This window comes from Leuconostoc litchii, from assembly GCF_008107645.1.
GTDB classification, from domain to species: Bacteria; Bacillota; Bacilli; order Lactobacillales; family Lactobacillaceae; genus Leuconostoc; species Leuconostoc litchii.
Map to the genome: position 1 here is coordinate 854,803 of NZ_SDGY01000001.1, position 19,678 is coordinate 874,480.

16 protein-coding genes and 1 other annotated feature are annotated in these 19,678 nt (G+C 36.5%); of the genes, 3 read left to right on the forward strand and 13 right to left on the reverse strand.

From position 1 onward, the window contains the following. Positions 1 to 210: 210 nt before the first annotated feature. Positions 211 to 437 (reverse strand) — a binding site (T-box leader). 35 nt (positions 438 to 472) lie between these two features. The 4 genes from mreD to ESZ47_RS09370 form a co-directional block, all read right to left on the reverse strand. After that, positions 473 to 1,000: a rod shape-determining protein MreD gene (mreD, locus tag ESZ47_RS04225; protein ID WP_148605045.1), complete on the reverse strand. Its 528-nt coding sequence runs from the start codon at positions 998 to 1,000 to the stop codon at positions 473 to 475. After that, a complete protein-coding gene (gene mreC, locus ESZ47_RS04230) occupies positions 1,000 to 1,857 on the reverse strand; it encodes a rod shape-determining protein MreC (protein WP_148605047.1) in 858 nt (285 codons plus the stop codon). Before mreC ends, mreD begins: the two co-directional genes overlap by 1 nt. Positions 1,858 to 1,976: 119 nt before the next feature. After that, complete coding sequence (locus tag ESZ47_RS04235; RefSeq protein ID WP_148605048.1) at positions 1,977 to 2,984, reverse strand: rod shape-determining protein; 1,008 nt, start codon at positions 2,982 to 2,984, stop codon at positions 1,977 to 1,979. 97 nt (positions 2,985 to 3,081) lie between these two features. Continuing rightward, on the reverse strand, positions 3,082 to 3,255 hold the full coding sequence (locus ESZ47_RS09370) for a hypothetical protein (protein WP_167497043.1): 174 nt from the start codon (positions 3,253 to 3,255) through the stop codon (positions 3,082 to 3,084). A gap of 183 nt (positions 3,256 to 3,438) precedes the next feature. Here ESZ47_RS09370 and ESZ47_RS04240 point away from each other — a divergent pair, with 183 nt between their 5' ends. Further along, entirely contained in the window at positions 3,439 to 5,490 is a 2,052-nt protein-coding gene (locus ESZ47_RS04240; protein WP_148605050.1) for an ATP-dependent Clp protease ATP-binding subunit, read from the forward strand. Between the two features lie 79 nt (positions 5,491 to 5,569). Next, complete coding sequence (locus ESZ47_RS04245; protein WP_148605052.1) at positions 5,570 to 6,265, forward strand: MucBP domain-containing protein; 696 nt, start codon at positions 5,570 to 5,572, stop codon at positions 6,263 to 6,265. Between the two features lie 26 nt (positions 6,266 to 6,291). Here ESZ47_RS04245 and ESZ47_RS04250 read toward each other — a convergent pair whose 3' ends face one another. Genes ESZ47_RS04250 through pcrA form a run of 4 tightly spaced genes read right to left on the reverse strand, consistent with a single transcriptional unit; the run spans position 6,292 to position 12,214 of the window. After that, complete coding sequence (locus ESZ47_RS04250; protein ID WP_148605054.1) at positions 6,292 to 7,434, reverse strand: CamS family sex pheromone protein; 1,143 nt, start codon at positions 7,432 to 7,434, stop codon at positions 6,292 to 6,294. Next, positions 7,434 to 9,476, reverse strand: coding sequence for an NAD-dependent DNA ligase LigA (ligA, locus tag ESZ47_RS04255; protein ID WP_148605056.1), 2,043 nt, complete (start codon positions 9,474 to 9,476; stop codon positions 7,434 to 7,436). Before ligA ends, ESZ47_RS04250 begins: the two co-directional genes overlap by 1 nt. 15 nt (positions 9,477 to 9,491) lie before the next feature. Continuing rightward, positions 9,492 to 9,974 (reverse strand): AAA family ATPase, encoded by a 483-nt coding sequence (locus tag ESZ47_RS04260; protein WP_148605058.1) that lies wholly within the window; start codon positions 9,972 to 9,974, stop codon positions 9,492 to 9,494. After that, the gene (pcrA, locus tag ESZ47_RS04265) at positions 9,971 to 12,214 is read right to left on the reverse strand and encodes a DNA helicase PcrA (RefSeq protein WP_148605730.1); all 2,244 of its coding nucleotides are present in this window, start codon (positions 12,212 to 12,214) and stop codon (positions 9,971 to 9,973) included. The genes ESZ47_RS04260 and pcrA overlap by 4 nt, the downstream gene beginning before the upstream one ends. Before the next feature lie 183 nt (positions 12,215 to 12,397). On the opposite strand from pcrA, the gene ESZ47_RS04270 reads away from it, so the two are divergent. Further along, complete coding sequence (locus ESZ47_RS04270; RefSeq protein WP_148605060.1) at positions 12,398 to 12,895, forward strand: GNAT family N-acetyltransferase; 498 nt, start codon at positions 12,398 to 12,400, stop codon at positions 12,893 to 12,895. Between the two features lie 23 nt (positions 12,896 to 12,918). Here ESZ47_RS04270 and ESZ47_RS04275 read toward each other — a convergent pair whose 3' ends face one another. The 5 genes from ESZ47_RS04275 to ESZ47_RS04295 form a co-directional block, all read right to left on the reverse strand. Further along, complete coding sequence (locus ESZ47_RS04275) at positions 12,919 to 13,557, reverse strand: glycoside hydrolase family 73 protein (protein ID WP_148605062.1); 639 nt, start codon at positions 13,555 to 13,557, stop codon at positions 12,919 to 12,921. Continuing rightward, the gene (gene cydC / locus ESZ47_RS04280; RefSeq protein ID WP_148605064.1) at positions 13,557 to 15,278 is read right to left on the reverse strand and encodes a thiol reductant ABC exporter subunit CydC; all 1,722 of its coding nucleotides are present in this window, start codon (positions 15,276 to 15,278) and stop codon (positions 13,557 to 13,559) included. The genes ESZ47_RS04275 and cydC overlap by 1 nt, the downstream gene beginning before the upstream one ends. After that, positions 15,278 to 17,002 (reverse strand): thiol reductant ABC exporter subunit CydD, encoded by a 1,725-nt coding sequence (cydD, locus tag ESZ47_RS04285; RefSeq protein ID WP_148605066.1) that lies wholly within the window; start codon positions 17,000 to 17,002, stop codon positions 15,278 to 15,280. Before cydD ends, cydC begins: the two co-directional genes overlap by 1 nt. A 105-nt stretch (positions 17,003 to 17,107) precedes the next feature. Then, complete coding sequence (cydB, locus tag ESZ47_RS04290) at positions 17,108 to 18,121, reverse strand: cytochrome d ubiquinol oxidase subunit II (protein WP_148605068.1); 1,014 nt, start codon at positions 18,119 to 18,121, stop codon at positions 17,108 to 17,110. Further along, positions 18,121 to 19,596 (reverse strand): cytochrome ubiquinol oxidase subunit I, encoded by a 1,476-nt coding sequence (locus tag ESZ47_RS04295; protein WP_148605070.1) that lies wholly within the window; start codon positions 19,594 to 19,596, stop codon positions 18,121 to 18,123. Before ESZ47_RS04295 ends, cydB begins: the two co-directional genes overlap by 1 nt. Positions 19,597 to 19,678 lie beyond the last annotated feature (82 nt).

Below are 19,678 nucleotides of genomic sequence, written 5' to 3' on the forward strand. Positions count from 1 at the left end.
CATTGATAATTATTGTGTTTAATTCTAACAAAACGTCATATTGTCACTAAACATGCTTAATAACAAAAAAATCCTCTTACAATATCTCTACTGTAAGAGGACGCATTAGCGTGGTGCCACCTCAAATTTAGCTTTTGCTCACACAAAAACTCTTAGCCAGTCCCTTTATTAATTAAAAACGCCCTCTGACTACATAATGTACATATGTAATCAGAGGGCGTTTTATCGCGGTGCCACCTCTTGAACATGCTATTATCACTAATAACACCTCAATCAGTCAAAAGACTGTTATGCGATAACGGACACCACCGACAAAACTTACTTTTTTCAGCCTTGTACTCATAGATGTGTTTCGTTTAATTTATTTATTTGCTCGCACCAACCGCAAACTCTCTTTCAAAAATAAATCAAACTACTCTTCTACTCAACGTTTTATTATATGTCCATAATTATACTATAAAATAAATACTTGTCAACGTAAAAATTGGAAAAATGACCACACTGGATAATAAGAAACTACCGCAATGGTTAAATTCAAAACGATTGTTGGTAACACCTCATATAACAAAAATGAAGTCAAACTGACATTGGCAATTCCTGTAACAAATCCACTGACATATGAAATGACAAGATATATCAGCAGACCAATTAGGTACATGAACAAACCACTTAGCACTCTTTCATCTAGTATATGACGTAATTGCTTCATGACTGCAACTGCGGCAATAAAAGCAAATGTATACGTACCAAAAATCCCTGTATAATACATATCAAAAAGTACACCAACAACCACAACGTAGAACCAAAGGGGTAATTCTTTTTCAACGTCAAATTGCACTCCTAAAAAAAGCCAGCCTAAAGTTAGCGTTGGTAGAATATGCCAAGGAAATTGTGTAAACAAGCCCCCCATGCTAGACATCAGCGTCCCATCAACAAATAGTATTAAAAAAAGTAATACAGGATAAATCACACGCAATTTTGTTAGTTGCCAAAACGCCATTAATTTGCTCCTATCTGTGAAATTGCAACCATAACTGTAGTAATGTTCCCTAGGTCAGCGGCCGGCTCAATGTATATTTTTTTAGACAAACCGTAATCATCATCTGTAACGCTAGCGACCTTACCAACATAAAGACCAGCTGGAATAACACCACCGAGTCCAGAGGTTTCAACCAAATCCCCTTTACTAATTTTGTTATTTGAGGTTACTTGTCCCATGATCAACTGATTTTTTTCACGATTAAAGCTTGTGACGATCCCATTCACATCACCGTCATCACCTTTGATTTTAATGGCAAATCTATTGGCATCAGAACTTGTGTCAGAAATCAAAGCAACCTTTGAATTCGTTGTATTTACTTCACTAATTCTACCTATAATACCAGCACCAGCTAACACTGGCATACCTTTTTTCAATCCTGAATTTGAGCCTTTATCTATCACAAGCTGTGATTGCCACGTTGTTGGAGAACGACTAATAGTAACAGCCGATACTGTCTTATAATCTGTTAATGTGGCCTTTAATTTCAACTGTTGCTTTAAGGATTTATTTTCCTCTTCCACAGTCTGCAAATGAACTTTGTCTTGCGCAAATTCATCAACTTTGGATTTCAGCTCTTTATTTTCTTCGAATGTATCTAAGAGATTACTAATACTATTTGCTGTACGACCAACCGCGGTTGTTGGCACAGAAATAATTCTGCTCACACCACCAGCTAAATCATTGCCAAAGCGTTGCAAAAAAGGTGGCGTATTTGTTCTCTTCGCCCACCAGCTCGAACCGGCTATTAAACTGACAATTACTATAAACGCAACAATTATCGAAACTAATGTGCGTGATGAAAATAATTTTTTCATGTATTTCCCCAAAACCCTATTACTTCTTAAAATTGTCTAAGAGTAATGCGCTATTTCATTAAAAGTTTCTTACTACAAATAAAAGCGTAGCGCAAGCGCCACGCTAGTTTACATTAAGCTCACTTTTGTCGCATGACATCAATCGATTTCAATGCTTCTCCTGTTCCAATAGCCACAGCATCTAATGGCTCATTAGCTATCAACACAGGAACTTTTGTTGCTTCTTGAATAATTTTTTCAATGTCACGCAATAGGGCACCGCCACCTGTCAAAATCATACCATGATCAATAACATCAGCCGCTAATTCAGGTTGTGTAGATTCAAGAGTTTCACGAATGGCTACCACAATTTCTTGAACTGGTTCCTGAATTGATGTAGCAACATCTTCGGCGGTTACATCAATTGTCTTAGGTAATCCTGTCAACAAATCACGACCACGTACTGTTGCATTTGGTAGTGTACGTGCCAAAGAAAGTGAGGCAGCACCAATTTCAATTTTAAGCCTCTCAGCTGTTGGCTCACCAATGGTCACGTTATATTTGTTACGGACAAAATTAGCAATAGCCTCATCTAATTTATCTCCAGCTATACGGATAGAACGGCTTGAAACAATGCCGCCTAAAGAAATAGTAGCCACATCTGTGGTTCCACCACCCATATCAACAACCATTGATCCCGTTGGATCCATTACTGGTAAACCAGCACCGACAGCTGCGGCAAAAGGTTCTTCAATTACGTAGGCATCGCGAGCACCGGCAACACGGGCAGCATCAATTACAGCTCGTCTTTCAACTGCCGTCACGCCTGAGGGTACACCAATTGTGACATAAGGTTTTCCGATACGACCGCCAAGTGCTTTTTGCAAATAATAACGAATCATTGCAACAGTTGTATCATAATCGGCAATCACACCATCACGCATAGGACGAATCGCAGCAATACTTGCTGGTGTACGTCCTAGCATATCTTTGGCCTCAGAGCCTACCGCAACCACTTCATTAGTCTGTGTATTACGTGCAACTACGGATGGCTCGCGTAATACAATCCCACGACCTTCAATATATACATATGTGTTAGCGGTACCTAGATCGATACCAACATTTTTTTGTCCAAATGTAAATGCCACTATACTGCCCCTTGTTGTGTCACGACTACTATTATGACACTTTATAAATTTTACTTAACTTATAATATTGTAGCATAAAAATAGTAATGTTATCATATCAATTTGCACGGACATAAGTCACCTGTCCATGTGTGTGAGCTATACCTCTGATTGTATTCTGATAAGCAAATTTAGCCCATGCCTTTTGAAATTCCGGAAAAGATTCTGGCGTAATTTCTATTTTGTCAATTTTTCCATCACGTAGGTCGTTTAATGCTTGTGTATAATTCATAATTCACCTCAATGAAAGTATACCATTTTTAAAATTAGCACTCTAATGCAAAGAGTGCTAATTTAAATTGCTTTTTTCTAAATTCATGCTATAATTAAACCATAACCTACAGAAAGGAATCGTGTGCAATACTGTGGTGAATGCAATAACTGTATACCATAGTGCTTCACACTAAGTAAAAATATGGCACAACAAGATTCGTTTGGTTTTGGTAATTTAGATGAGATGTTTCGCGCAATGAATGAACAAATGGCGCAAGCACAAGGACAACAAAATACACAAGCAAAAAAGAATGGTAATAATAAAAAAAGACGCTTGCTTGACGAATACGGTATCAACTTGACAAAGCAAGCACGTGAGGGAAAACTTGATCCAGTTATTGGTCGAGATGAAGAAGTTGCACGTACAATTGAAATTTTAAATCGTCGTACCAAAAATAATCCCGTTTTAATTGGTGAACCTGGTGTTGGTAAAACAGCAATTGTTGAAGGCTTAGCGCAAGCTATTGTTACTGGGAAAGTTCCAGAAAAACTCCAACATAAAGAAGTTATTCGTTTGGAGATGTCTGCCCTCGTACAAGGAACAAGTATGCGTGGCCAGTTTGAATCACGTATGCGCGAGCTAATGAAAGAAGTAACAAACAATGATGATGTCATCTTATTCATTGATGAAATTCATGAAATCATGGGTGCTGGAAATGCAGAAGGTGGCATGGACGCAGGTAACATTTTAAAGCCAGCTCTGGCCCGTGGCGAATTCCAACTCATTGGTGCGACAACTTTAAATGAGTATCGTAAAATTGAAAAAGATGGTGCAATAGCACGACGTTTTCAACCTGTTCAAGTTAATGAACCTTCAAAAGACGAAACATTAACAATTTTGCGTGGTATCAGCGAACGTTACGAAAAATATCACTACGTTAAGTTCGATGAGACAGCTTTACAAGCCGCTGTTGACTTATCTGATCGTTATATCCCAGAAAGATTCTTACCAGATAAGGCAATAGATTTGCTTGATGAAGCTGGTTCACGTAAAAACTTAACTATGAAAGTTGCTGATCCAAAAACGATTCAAGTTAACATCGAAGCAGCTGATAAATTAAAACAAGAAGCAATTGACAAAGAAGATTTTGAAAAAGCAAGTTACTGGCGTGACCAAGTCAATCAACTTGAGTCTCAAAAAGCACAAGTTGAGGCTCATCCAGAAATGTCAAAGCCACAAACAATTACTGAACGAGACATTTTAAAAATCGTTGAAGATAAGACAGATATTCCTGTTGGTGCTTTGAAAGAAAATGAAGCTAATCAACTCAAAGACTTAGATAAAAACTTATCTACTCATGTGATTGGCCAACAAGAAGCGGTCGAAAAAGTAGCTAAAGCAATACGCCGTAATCGTATCGGACTAACTAAATCCGGACGCCCCATTGGTTCCTTCTTATTTGTCGGCCCTACTGGTGTCGGTAAAACTGAAACTGCAAAGCAATTAGCTAAAGAAATGTTTGGTAGTGAAGATGCGATGATTCGTTTTGATATGTCAGAATATATGGAAAAACACACCGTGTCCAAGATGATTGGTGCTCCTGCAGGTTATGTTGGTTATGAAGAAGCTGGCCAACTAACAGAGCAAGTTCGTCGTCGTCCTTATTCTTTAGTTCTGTTTGACGAAGTAGAAAAAGCTCACCCTGATGTTATGAACATGTTCTTACAAATTCTTGACGATGGACGACTCACAGATGCACAAGGTCATGTTGTCAGCTTTAAAGATACAGTAATCATCATGACATCTAATGCTGGATCAACAGATACCGGTAATTCACCAGTTGGATTTGCTCAAGTGAATCAACAAAACAAATTAATGCAACGTTTGGAAAATTACTTCCGCCCAGAATTTTTAAATCGTTTAGACGATATTATTGATTTCCAACCTTTATCACAAGAACATTTGTTAAAGATTGTAGATTTGTTGCTAGACGATATGAACCGCAATTTATCTGATAATAATCTACACATTGAATTGAGTGATGCTGCTAAAAATAAACTAGTAGCGCTTGGCTATGATCCTGCCATGGGCGCTCGACCACTTAGACGTGTCTTGCAAGATAAAATTGCAGATGGTATCACTGATTTTTACCTTGAACATCCAGAGGTACAACATTTACAAGCAGATATTATTCATGATGAATTTGTTATCAGCGAAATCAAGGCGCAACCTGCATCAGTTAATCAACAATAAAATTCAATATATAGAGCGACCTTCGGGTCGTTTTTTATTTATGATATAATACATAGGTATACATTCTAAAGGGGATTTTATGGCAAATATATCGCCCGTATGGGTTTATTATAAAAGTATTGCAACTAATGATGATTTATGTGAACCAAAACGAATAGATGGTAAAACAGGAACGTCCTATGACATTAATCCAACAAGTATCAATGACTACCAGTATATAGACAGTTCTGAAGAACTTAGTGGCAGATTTGAAAGCAAACCAAAGACAATCAAATTATATTACAGGCCACAAACTTGGCAAGCTGTTCACCGCATCAATATGTACATTGAAACATTAACTGATGTACATATTTTTCAAACACCAGATGAGCACTTATCAGAAAACGTGGGCTATTTAAATTCAAATACATTCTGGGCTACTCATGTACGAGCTATTACCGGTAATGGTCAATTTTGGTACCAGGTCGGCTATAAGCATTGGATTCGTTATGATGCAACACAAATAAAGTTATCTGATGTAGCACCTGAAATTGAAAATATTAACTATTTTGATGATGCCGAAAAAAATAAAAGTACTCAACCTAATGCTGTCGTTAATTTTCTTCCTGATCAATTTCTTGAAGTATACGCTGAACCATATGGTTTGCCTATAGGAAGTACGTCAGATGGTGACTTCGTTACTATAATAAAAGAAATTCATGATGACAATGAAATTGTCTGGTATAGATTAGCTAACAAAGGCTGGATTAATAGTATATATATTGATAAGCTTTAAAAAAATCGACCTTTATGGTCGATTTTTTAATCTAGTATTGTTGTTGTAAAAGTTTTGTCTCCTGACCCACGAATTAAAATTGCCTGCATTTCATTAGCTGCTTGAATAACAATTCTAATTGGGATATTGGTTGGTAAATATTTCAAAGCCGACTGAGATACATACGTTGCAAAACTTTCAATCTCAGTTTGACTATAAAACTGTGTTGTTACAGTCACTTTCATACTCGAAAGTGTGCCTGACTTAAAGCTAGCAACGGCAGTCGCACCTGCAATGTTTGGAAAGAAGTTTGACACATCATTTTTAAAATTAGCAAATGATGTATTGGTCTCTGAACCAAGACTTGAAGTATCCGTTGATTCCTTAGGCAAAACAATTGATTTTTCATTAATACTGGTCCATGCTTTTAAGTTTGTACCACTATTACTGGTTGATTCTGCGTAGAAATTTCCTGGTGCTAGTGAATCGGATTGAGAATTTGCATACATAGCAATAATAATCGGTGTTTTTGAATCAACACCTTTTTGTTCACGAACCTTTTTAATAATTTTAGGTGCTATTTTTTGACCATATGCAATGCGATCAGCATCTGAAATATTTTGCGTGTATGTTGCGCCGTACTGCTCTTTTTGATATTCGTCTTGTGTATTCATTGCAACACCGATTACCATACCAGCCAACTTAAGGTTACTACCATCTTTCGTCATGAAATCTTGTTCAGTTAATGTTTGAACATAGATTGGATTACGAGAGCTATCAGTTTTACCATTATCTTCTGGATTTAGTCCTTCGCTGTTACTACTGCTTTTTCTTTCAAGTAAAGAAGAAACGGTTGATGAACTTAAATATTGTCCCTCTTGAAAAATATAGCTACTTGTCTTAAAATGCGTTTTGGAAAGATCTAGCAATGCTGATTCAAAATGTTTCACATCAAGTGTGTTTGTTTCTGAGGTTGACGTAATCCCTCTTGCAGCGCTCACTAAATAACGACCGCTTTTAATGACTGTTTGATACTGACCTGGGGTACTTTGAGTTAACTGAACCCCACTTGTCTTTTTTGTGGTTGTTAGCGTTACTCGATTAACATTGACGAAATACACAACGCCAATTGCAATAATTAAAATGCCCAGTACAATCGCTACATAACCACGAAAACCAATTCGCTTCATTATTTTTTGTCCTCTTTTACTTGTGCGTTAATAAACTGTTGTTCAGTCCACACAGCTACACCGAGTTCACTAGCTTTATCTAATTTACTACCAGCAGCTTCTCCTGCAATAACCAAGTCTGTTTTTGCAGATACAGACCCAGCAACATTCGCACCATGATCTTGTAGCCATTTAGCTGCTACTGGACGGCTACTATATTCCAGTTTACCAGTTAAGACTACTTTTTTGCCATAGAAAAACGAGTTTTCATCAATTATGACATCCGATAAGTAGGTTTGGTTTACACCAGAAGAATCTAACTCAGTGATTAACTGTTTTGACTCCGATGTACTAAAGTATTGAACGATTGACTGAGCTATTGCATAACCAATGCCATTGATATTTGCTATATTTTCAACCGTTGCCTCTGAAATAGCTGACAATGTTTTAAATTTTTCTGCTATAAGTCTTGCTGCCTTAGCACCAACCATTCTGATGCCCAATCCGAACAATAAGCGTTCAAGAGAATTGCCTTTAGAAATATTGATAGCATTCACCAGTTTAACGGCCGACTTTTCTTGAAACTTATCAAGCGTCAATAATTGATCAACTGTTATATGATAGATAGATGCCACATCTTTGATATAACCCGCTTTTAATAGCTGTCCAACAACTCTAGGACCCATACCATCAATATTCATTGCATTCCGTGATGCAAAGTGTGTTAATCCTTCTTGAATTTGAGCTGAACAGAATGGATTAATACAACGTAGCGCCACTTCGCCTTCAATATGCACTAGGTTAGAACCACAAGCAGGACATATTGTTGGTATAACGTATACGCTACTGCTTGCTAGACGTTTCTCTAAAATGACTTGTCCAACTTCTGGAATAATATCTCCAGCTTTATGCAAGGTAACAGTATCTCCAATTTGAATACCTTTTTCTTCTAGATAATCAGGATTATGCAAACTTGCACGTTTAACGGTTGTTCCAGCTAATTGTACAGGATCCATTACCGCTGTCGGCGTTACCGCACCTGTACGACCGACAGTCCATTCAATATTTCGCACAACAGTCAAAGCCTCTTCTGGTGGAAATTTATAAGCAATTGCCCAACGTGGAATCTTAACTGTATTTCCCAGATCTAATTGTAAATCAAGTTGATCAACTTTGACAACAACTCCATCAATACCGTACGACAAATTTTCTCGTTCTTCAGTATATTGATCAATATACTTTGTAATATCTGCCATTTTAGTAATTACTCGATTATGTGTATCTGTTGGTAATCCTAATTCAGAAAATCTCTTTAGTGCGCCACTTTGCGTTGTTACACCAATAGTTTCCGGTTCAGCAGTGTAATAAACAAACGCTGATAACTTTCTTGATTTGGTCACATTAACATTTAATTGACGTAGTGATCCAGCAGCAGCATTACGTGGATTAGCAAATGGTTCTAATCCGTCAGCTTCGCGTTGCTTGTTTAACGTAGCAAAACTGGATTTGGGCATATAAATTTCACCGCGTACCTCAATGGTCAACGGTTCTGTTAGCTTTTGAGGTATTGATTTAATTGTTTTTACGTTTGCTGTGACATCTTCACCAACAACACCATTCCCACGAGTAGATGCTTGAACTAATTTACCGTCCACATATGTTAACGCAACTGCTAAACCATCAATCTTGAGTTCTAAGTTATATGGTACTTGATTTCCAATTGATTTAGTCGTCCGTGCATCCCACTCATTCAATTCATCTAAGCTAAACACATCACCTAGTGAAAGCATTGGTGCAGGGTGTGTTACTTTTTTTAATTCAGATTTAGTTCCTGTACTACCAACATTTTGAGTTGGTGAGTCTGGGGTAATATACTGTGGAAATTTTTCTTCTAGTACGACTAATCTAGCATATAGAGCATCATATATATAGTCCTCAACTAGTGGCGCATCTTTTTCATAATAAGCTGCGCCATATTGAAGTAATTCTTTTTGTAGCCTCACAGTCTCTTGTTGTGCATCTTGCGTTGTTAATTCTTCAATTGGCGTAAAATCTGGTAACATTCTCAACCTCAATATTTATTTTATTTTAGCAAGTATTTGTTGCTCAGCCATCTCTAAACTTACAGATTCATCAAAAATCAACTCTCCACTTAAAGCAAGCCTATCATCTTTTTGATACCATTTTTGCAAATCTTTTGTCGTAAAATTTGTTGTAGATTTCATATGATGTCGACGAATAGTTTCTGCTAATGTTAGCTGATAATAAATCACAATTGTTTTGTCAAATAACTGTAATTGATCACTAAGCATCTGTCCGTAAACTGATGCTCCCAAAATACCTTCTAATATGACAAATTTTTCTTGCTGCTGACCAAATTTAAGTATCTCTGTCATTAGTGAAATTGCCAAATTGCCTGGCTTATCATCAACCTGTAACATATCACGACGAATAACATCTTGCGATAAAAGTAAGCTTTCTGTTAATTGGTTATGCAACAGATGAGCTAATGTTGTTTTACCACTGCCAGAATTACCTCGTATAACAATTAATGTAGTCATTCTGCTCGCTTTATCGGCGCAAAAGCAGCTAATAGTTGTTTCACACCTTCGGAAGGAAACGCAACTTTGAGTTCTTGATCCTGATTACTACCTGAAACAGCTACTACTGTACCAATACCCCACTTTTTATGAGAAACTTTGTCCCCTGATTTCCAAACTGTATCATCAGCTCCCGTTGTTCCAGCAGTGGTTTTTGTGACAGGACTAGCTTTATATGTTGTAGCCGTCGCACGTTGTGTTTTTCTATCAAACGGAAAACTACGCTCAGCAGCTGATGCCGTCGTACTATACTGTTTGTCTAACAAATCAGTTGAAATTTCATCAATAAAGCGCGAAGGTTCATTAGCTTGTGTCCGACCATATAAGAGTCGTGAGAATGCATTTGTTAGATATAATTTTTTCATGGCACGTGTAATGCCAACATAAGCCAACCGACGCTCTTCTTCCAATTGATCATCATCCATCATAGCACGTGATAATGGAAAAATGCCTTCTTCCATGCCTACTAAAAAGACTACTGGAAATTCTAACCCTTTAGCAGCATGCAACGTCATTAATGTAACTGCTCCATCACCTTCTTCGAAATCATCTAAATCACTCATTAATGCTGTCGAACCCAGAAAGTCTGTTAATGGATCAATAGATTCTGGCTCATCTGGATTGTACTTTGAATCAAATTCTTTTGTTACTGATAAGAATTCCTCTAGGTTTTCCAAACGTCCTTGACTTTCTGGGTCATTTTTTTCAGCTAACATTTGGCGATACCCAGATTTAGTCATTGCTAATTCTGCAAGTTCTGTGACGTTTAAAAATTCAGATTGCTGCCGTAAATTATGCATCATTTCAGCAAATTGAATCATTTTTGAAGCAGATCGAGCTGTTATTTCAGGCGCTAACTCAATATTTTCAATCGCACCCATATAGGATAAGTTCATTCGATTGGCAAAATCACGCAATCGATTAATTGATGCGACACCGATACCACGTTTTGGTTCATTAACCACACGTTCAAAAGCAGCGTTATCAGCAGGATTGGTTATCAAATTCATGTAAGACATGATGTCAAGAATTTCTTTACGTTCATAGAACTTATGCCCGCCAACCATTGTATAAGGCATATTGGCTTTCACGAGTGCTTCTTCAATACCACGTGACTGCGCATTCGTTCGATAAAGTACGGCAAAGTCACTATAGGCGGCATTATTTTCTTGACGTGCTTTTTGAATGTTTGCTAATACAAAATTAGCTTCATCGTGTTCTGATTGTGCACGATAGTAAGTAATTTTGTCTCCTTTACCATTCTCTGTCCAAAGATTTTTATCAATACGTTCATTATTATGATTAATCACCGCATTAGCAGCATCCAAAATATTTTGTGTTGAACGATAATTCTGCTCTAACATGACAGTGTGGGCATCTGGATAATCTTTTTCAAAATTCAGAATATTATTCATGTTAGCTCCACGCCAACCATAAATTGACTGATCTGCATCCCCTACCACCGCTAAATTTCGAGAACGTTTTGCTAGTAAATTCACAATTGTATATTGTGCATCGTTGGTATCCTGATATTCATCAACATGAAGATATTCAAATTGCGTTTGGTAACGCTCTAATACATCTGGTGCCTGTCTGAAAAGATCAATAGTTGACATAATTAAATCATCAAAATCAACACTCTGTGCTCTTTTTAATTCAGCTTGATAAGCAGTATAGACTTCAGCCACAGTTTCTTCATAAGTATTTCCTGCTTGTTTTGCGTATGCTTTAGCTGTCAACATATCATTTTTAGCATTTGAAATAATACCTAAAATCGCACGAGGGTCATACTGATTCGTATCTAAATTCAAATCATTAATAACACGTTTCATCAACGTACGTTGTGCACTCGTATCAATAATCGTAAAGTTGCGTGCCAAGCCAATTCGTTCACCATCGCGACGTAAAATACGTACAGCCATCGCGTGAAAAGTTGAAACCCAGATATCTTTAGCAATTTCTGGATCGACCAATTGGGCAATACGTTCACGCATTTCTCGTGCTGCCTTGTTGGTAAAGGTAATAGCCAAGATTCGCCATGGATAGACATTTTTATCTTGCACCAAATGGGCAATACGGTGTGTCAAAACGCGCGTCTTACCAGAACCAGCACCAGCCATAATTAATAATGGGCCTTCTGTTGTCTGCACAGCCTCAGATTGTTTATCATTCATTCCTTGAATTAGGGTTTCAATTGGCATATCTATGTCCTTACTTGTAAAAATAACTTCTTTTATTTTACCATTTTTCATATAATAACTCTAATCTCACTTGGACGCATAATAATTTGTTTAAATAATCTGTCCCATATCAATAGACAATAATGATAAAATATTAGACATAATTAGTAATGAAAAAACATATCGTTTAGAAAGAAGTAGATCGTGAAACTAAGACCCCTCGAAAAGAAAGATTTACCTTATATTTATCAACAAGAAAATTCTCGTAAAGTCATGGCACTCTGGTTCGAAGAACCATATACATCGTTTGATGAATTACAAATTCTCTATGATCGTCATATTTTAGATCAAACAGAGCGTCGCTTTGTGGTTGAAGAAAACGACAGATTTATTGGCGTTGTCGAGTTGATGGATATTGATACTTTGCATCGACACACAGAAATACAGATTATTATCCATTCTGAGTATCAAGGACATGGTTATGCACAAGCAGCAATGAAAGCTGGTATAGAATATGCGTTCACTGTATTAAATATGCATAAAGTATACCTATACGTTGATGTCGATAATTTAGCCGCCATTCATATTTACAAAAAAATCGGCTTCATACCAGAAGGTACATTACGACAACATTTCTTTGCTGAAGGAAAATATCATGATAGTTTAATGATGGGTATTTTCCCAAATGAATTTTCATTATAAATACAAAAAAAGTAGACAATAGTCTACTTTTTTGTTGCATCAAATCTCTCTAAATGCCACGTTTTAATAATTGTGATTATTTTTTTAGCATAATTGGGGTCGGTGGCATATCCATCTTGTGTCAGGGCATTTGCTGCTACTACATAATCATCTGCGTTCAAGACATGTTGATATTGTTGCGCATTCCAACTTGTCCCATTATGAAGTAATTGTGCATGTGCTTTCATACTTTCTTGCCAACTATCATAGGCTGCAAAACGTCCTTGAATAGTAATCCAACTACCGTCAACATATTCTTGAGTCGGTAATACTGCACTTTTTTGTCCTACGTCCGCTTTAATACCATACAAATTATTATATTTTGTTGATAAAGTACTTGTGTGCCAATCAGACTCTAAAATAGCTTGCGCAACACTAATTGAAGCTAACACACCGTATTTTTCTTGTAGTTCACGAGCATATGGAGCTAATTGATTAATCCAAGCTATTTTTCTATTTTCTTCACTATCAATACTTGTTTGATTTATTTTTGGACTTTGGTAGATAGCAGTTTCAGATGTTAAGGTAGCAACAATCACCAACACGACTAACAAACCAGATAATATTTGTAGTCGTTGCTTTTGCAAATTTTTTTTTGATTTTTTTCGCTTTCTTTTTGCCATTAATATTGATCCATTAATAATAATTGTTTAAATCGCACTGAATTTTTATTTAATTCAGCTGGCGAACCATTCAATGAAAATTTCCCATTCTCTAAAAAGTAAACTTTATCAACATTTTCTATTCCTGTCAAATGATGTGTAACCCATATAATGGTACGATCCTTAAGAACAGAAAAAATTTGAGACAAAACTTCATATTCAGTCTTTGGATCTAGTGACACTGTTGGCTCATCTAATACTACAATAGGCGCATCTTGTAACATAATACGTGCTAAAGCAAAACGTTGTCGTTCCCCACCGGAAAATCGCGTCCCTGCTTCCTCCATTTGGGTATCATACCCATCTGATAACGAATTAATTAAAGGCTGTAATCCTGCTTTTTTAATAGCAACTTTTACTTGTTCATCCGTCGCATGAATGTTACCCATACGTACATTATTCATAATTGTTGTATCAAATAAATAAGCTTGTTGATCTAATACGGCTACTAAACTCGACAGATGCCCTTGTAACTCTTTGATTGGTTTTCCACCAATGGTTACTTGTCCTGATACTGGTTGAACATCTCCTACTAAAAGTTTCAAAAGGGTTGTTTTACCAGCACCAGATCGACCAAGTAACGCAATTTTTTCATTTGTAATTATGTCAAATGACAGATGATCAATAAGTATTTTATGATCATACTTAAAAGTTACCTGATCAAATTTAATTACCGATGACTTTGGTATTTTGCTATTTGATACTGGTGATATTTCTGGCAAATTATTTAAGCGTGCAATACTATCTTCATAAAATGAGGCTTCACTAACGCCTTGATTAACACCAATAAAGCTATCTACTAATGGAAAAATAGCTAGTGTAAACGCTGCAATATAATTAATCGTATCATCATTGCCAGAAAATTGATTAGCAGACCATATTAAAGTTACTATTATTAAAATTAACACAAGTATCTGAATACAAAAATCACGCCACCAACCAATATTCATACTTTTGTTTTTTACTTGTGCCAATGCTTTCATCGTAGTGCCTTGATTTTTAACCAAATCCGTTTGTCGACCAGATAGCACCCAATCTTGTAAACCTAAAATTGCATCAGTTGCATCAGTGTAAAGTTTTTGCTGTAGACTTTTTTGTCTTTGAACATCATGATAATTAGCAGCTAAGCTCACTAATGGTATGATAATTAAAATAGCAGCTAATAGCATAAACCACCATAGTACAAACTGCCAATTAATTGAACCAACAGCCAGCGTCAAAAAAAGATATAGTAGCATTCCTGCCCCAAGCGGGAATAAGGTTCTAAGGTACAGGTTTTGTAAGCGATCTAAATCATCTGCCAACAAGCTAAGTATTTCACCTGTTTGTAGCTTTCCACGTATACTACTTGCAGTACTTGCAGCACTTTCATATAAACGTTTACGTGTTTTTGAAACAACACGTAGTACCCAATTATGCGATACTAACCTTTGTGCGTAGCGAAAAACAGGCCGAGCAATACCGAAGGCACGGGTCAATACGATGGGCACATAAATAATTAAAATATTAGACGGGTGTTGTGCTGACCGAGATATTAAAAAACCTGATACAAACATTAATGCACCTGCTGCAAATGTGATCATAAAATTTAAAAATATTGACCAAAAAAGCCCAGATTTCTCTTGTTTAAGAAATGGTATAATCCATTGATCGTTTGATAATAAACTTTTCAATCGCTTCATTATAGCCCCCCTTTGTGTAGTTCATGACGTAATGCGTTTAAATTACTTGTTTCATCCTCTAACAATACATCCGGTTGCCCAATTTCAACGATACTGCCCTCGCGCATTACAACAACCAAATCCATTTGATCTAACCAATGTAAACGATGAGTTGCAAATAATACTAAATGTTGATTTAAAATCGGTGCCATTGTCTTTTTCAAATCAATTTCAGTTTCAATGTCTAAATGAGCCGTGGGTTCATCAAATAATAATACTTTTCTTGATGAGTCGAGAAGCATTCTTGCCAACGCGACACGCTGTGCTTGACCACCAGATAATTGACGACCACTTTCACCAATAATGGTATCTAGTCCCTCAGGCAACTCATTTACTAAGTCATTTAAACCGGCCTGTTCAACAGCCTTATTGACGCTTTCATTCGTTGCACTCTTAGCATAAAATTTAATATTATTACGTAACGATTCGTGAAAAATATATGGAGACTGGGGCATATAAAAGAACTGTCGTTGCCATTCTTCTTGAGTTAAATGATTTATTTTTTGCCCATTAACACTAATTTGGCCTTGATCAGGTTGTAAAAAACCGCCCAAAATACTTAATAACGTTGACTTACCAGATCCACTTTCACCAATCAAAGCAATTTTTTGATACCCTCGAGCTACTAATGAAATGTCATGCAAAGTGGTCTCGGCATTGTAAGAGAATTGTACATGACTCAATGATAGTTGGCTGTCACTTTGCCATGTAGTCAGTTGAAGCTGTTTTTTTTCTGAAATATTTTCAATGTCTATAACTTTCATAACATCAGTCAATGCATTTTTTCCATTTAATGTTGCATGATAATCATCAGCAAAATTTCTCAAAGGTAAAAAATATTCCGGTGCTAAAATCAAAATTGTCAACGCTGGAAATAAAGTTATTTTGGTGTTCATTAAGTCCATACCTAAGAACACTGCAACAATAGCCACGGATAATGTAGTAAAGAAATCCAGAGCAAATGTCGAAGTAATAGCAACCCGTAAAGTTCTCATTGTTGTTTTACGGTAGTCTTCTGAAATATTATATATTTCATTACCATATGAATCCGACAATCCGAGTTGCTTTAATGTTGGTAAACCTCTTAGAGCATCAACGAATCGATTGTTTAAATTTTTAAAATTAGCAAATTCAGCATCAGCCTTACTCTGTGCTGCTAATCCTAAAATGATAAAAAATAAGATAATCACTGGAAATATCAATAACAAAAATATACCTTGCTCCCACTGCAAATAAGTAATATAAATCAAAATGAGCCAAGGAATGATGCTTAAATCAAAAACCTTAATTAACAACAGTTGGAAGTAATTCTTTACATTATCTAATCCAGCACCCAAAGTAGTCACAGCATTTCCTGTACCAATTTTTTTAATAATGTTAGGTCCAATTTCAACATATTTAGCCAATAATTGCACACGATAATTTTCAACTGTATGATCCGCAAACTTAGACATATGTTTATTTTTAAAAATAACTGTAAGTTGCCGAATAATAAAAGCAACAACGAACCACAATATATTAAAAAAAGTCTGATTAATAGTTCTGCCTTGCCACAAATCTGTAATTATTTGAGCTAAAAAGACACCTTGAGCAATAATTGCTAAAGCTTGAATGCCTGTTAAAATCACTAAAATTATTAAAGATTGAATAATTCCTGGTAACGCAAAAAGTCTTTTATCTATCATTTTGTTTATCTCGTTTAAGTATCATTTATTTCTCAATATTTATACTTTAACACTCTCCTTAAATCAAAAAACGCCTACAACCAATTGTAAACGTTTTTTGAATGATTATTCAACAACCTTGTCTGCCACTATTCGCTTACGGAAAACCCAGAAGCTCCATATTTGGTATCCTAAGGTTAATGGTAGCGCTGTTAATACAACAAACGACATCACTTTCAATGTATATGGTGATGATGATGCATTAATAATTTCTAGACTGTGCAACGGATTGTTAGCTACCATTAGACGTGGGAACATGCCAGTAAACAGTAATACAACAACGCCCACTAAAGTTATTCCTGACAAAATAAACGGTATCATTTCTTGTTTCTGATTAACTGTTAGATACCAACCAATTACTGTTGATAAAACAATAATAAGCAATATCAACAAAGTTAAGATTGTTTTTGTTTGTAGGAAATCAGTGTAGAAAAATAATAGTATTGCAAACAATGCTTCACCAGCTAACAATATTGGGTACAGAATTTTTAACTGTGCCATCGCACGAACTCTTATATCACCAATAATGCGTACCCTGGTATAGTTCAAACCATGCACATAGCTCATTAAAGTCACTGCAACACCGCCAACTATTGTAAACGGTGTAACATAATCAAAAAATCCTGCTGATAAATTACCCTTAGCATCCATTGGCATGCCAGAGACCATAGCTGTGAAAATCATTCCTAAGAAAAATGGTGCGATAAACGATGAAATAGCGATTAAACGTTCCCATAGCTGTGAACCCTGAATCGTTGGCATATGTTCACGAAACTCAAAGGATACACCTCTATAAATTAATGCCATTAGAACAATAAACAGCAATAAATAAAATCCTGAAAACAGTGAAGCATACCAATATGGAAAGGCAGCAAACATAGCTCCACCAGCGGTAATCAGCCAAACTTCGTTAGCATCCCAGTGAGGCCCAATTGCTTCATAAAGTGCTTGACGGTCCTTTTGATCACGAGAATTGAAAACAAATTGCATACCGATACCAAAGTCATAACCTTCTAAGAAAAAGAATCCTGACCACAATACAGCAATCAAAACAAACCAAGTAATTTGTAAGAAACTCATTATGCTCTCTCCTCACTTCCTATCAAATCTTCATACGGATCACGTGGTGATAATTCTGCTTCCCTTTCAGCGTCTGGCCCAGCATGTAGTGCACGGCGAGATAGCCAAATCATGACACCACCAAGAGCAGCAAACGTTAAGAAGTAGATAATATTTGAAATAAGTAGTGAAGCGGCTGATACATTCGGTGAAACAGCATCGGCGATTGTCATTAAGCCATAAACAACCCAAGGGTAGCGACCTAATTCTGTGACTAACCAACCCGCTGTATTCACAACAAATGGGAAAAAGGTCATAATACCTAGTATCCATAAGAACCAACGTTGCGTTAAAATCAAATCAGTTTTCTTTCGGTTAAACCAAAGAGCAACCACTGCGATAAAGCCAAGCAATCCAGCGCCCATTGCCATTACACGGAAAGCATAGAACAATGTATTTTCTGGCACATAGTAGTTTTTAATGCCATCATGCGTTTTACCATATTTCTTTTCAAATTGTTTATTTAATTCTGTAGTTCCTGTAGTTTTACCACCAGTCAAGGAATGATTGCCTAAAATCGATAATGCATATGGTACTTCAATTCTAGCAATCACTTTGTGTGTTTTAGGGTTGGTAACAGAAATGAGCGACCATGGCTGTGCCTTATCAGCACGCTTTGATGAATCTATTGTTTCATCAACGCCCTCCATAGCAGCATATTTCATTGGTTGCATAGACTGCAATTCAAAAGCGTGTTGGTCACCTGTAAATACGGCACCACCAACACCGATTAAACCAACAATTAAAGCAATGTTAATTGATTTACGGAAAAATATAACCTGTGAGTCGTCTTTTTTCAGTTTTAATAACTTAAAAGCAGACATGCCAGCAACTATAAAGCCACCTGTGACTAACGTCCCTACAATAACGTGCGGAAATTCAATCCACAACTGTCTATTCGTCAATAAAGCACCTATGCTGGTTAACTGTGCACGACCTAGATGATTGTCAATCGCATAACCGACTGGATTTTGCATAAATGAATTGGCAGCCAAAATCCATAAAGCGGATAGACTAGAAGCAATAGCTACTATCCAAATGAAGAGGACATGAACGATTGGCTTGAATCGATCCCACGTAAATGACCATAGCCCAATAAAAGTTGATTCAGCAAAGAATGCTACTAATGCTTCTATGGCCAAAGGTGCGCCAAAAATATCACCAACATAACGTGAATATTCTGACCAGTTCATGCCAAACTGAAATTCTTGAATAATACCAGTTACAACACCAACAGCAAAACTCAATAAGAAAATTTTACTCCAAAATTGCGCCATTTTCTTGTAAATTTCGTCTTTTTTGATAACATACATGGTTTCCATCAAAGCAACTACCACTCCAAGACCGATTGACATCGGTACAAAGAAGAAGTGGAATATTGTCGTCATTGCAAACTGGAAACGGGCTAAATCAAGTATGCCCACTAACGTAACCATAACTATTCCTCCACAAGGCACAACATCATACTCATGCCCATCTCAAATATTTAAACCAATCTAAATTAGATAGTTTTTACAT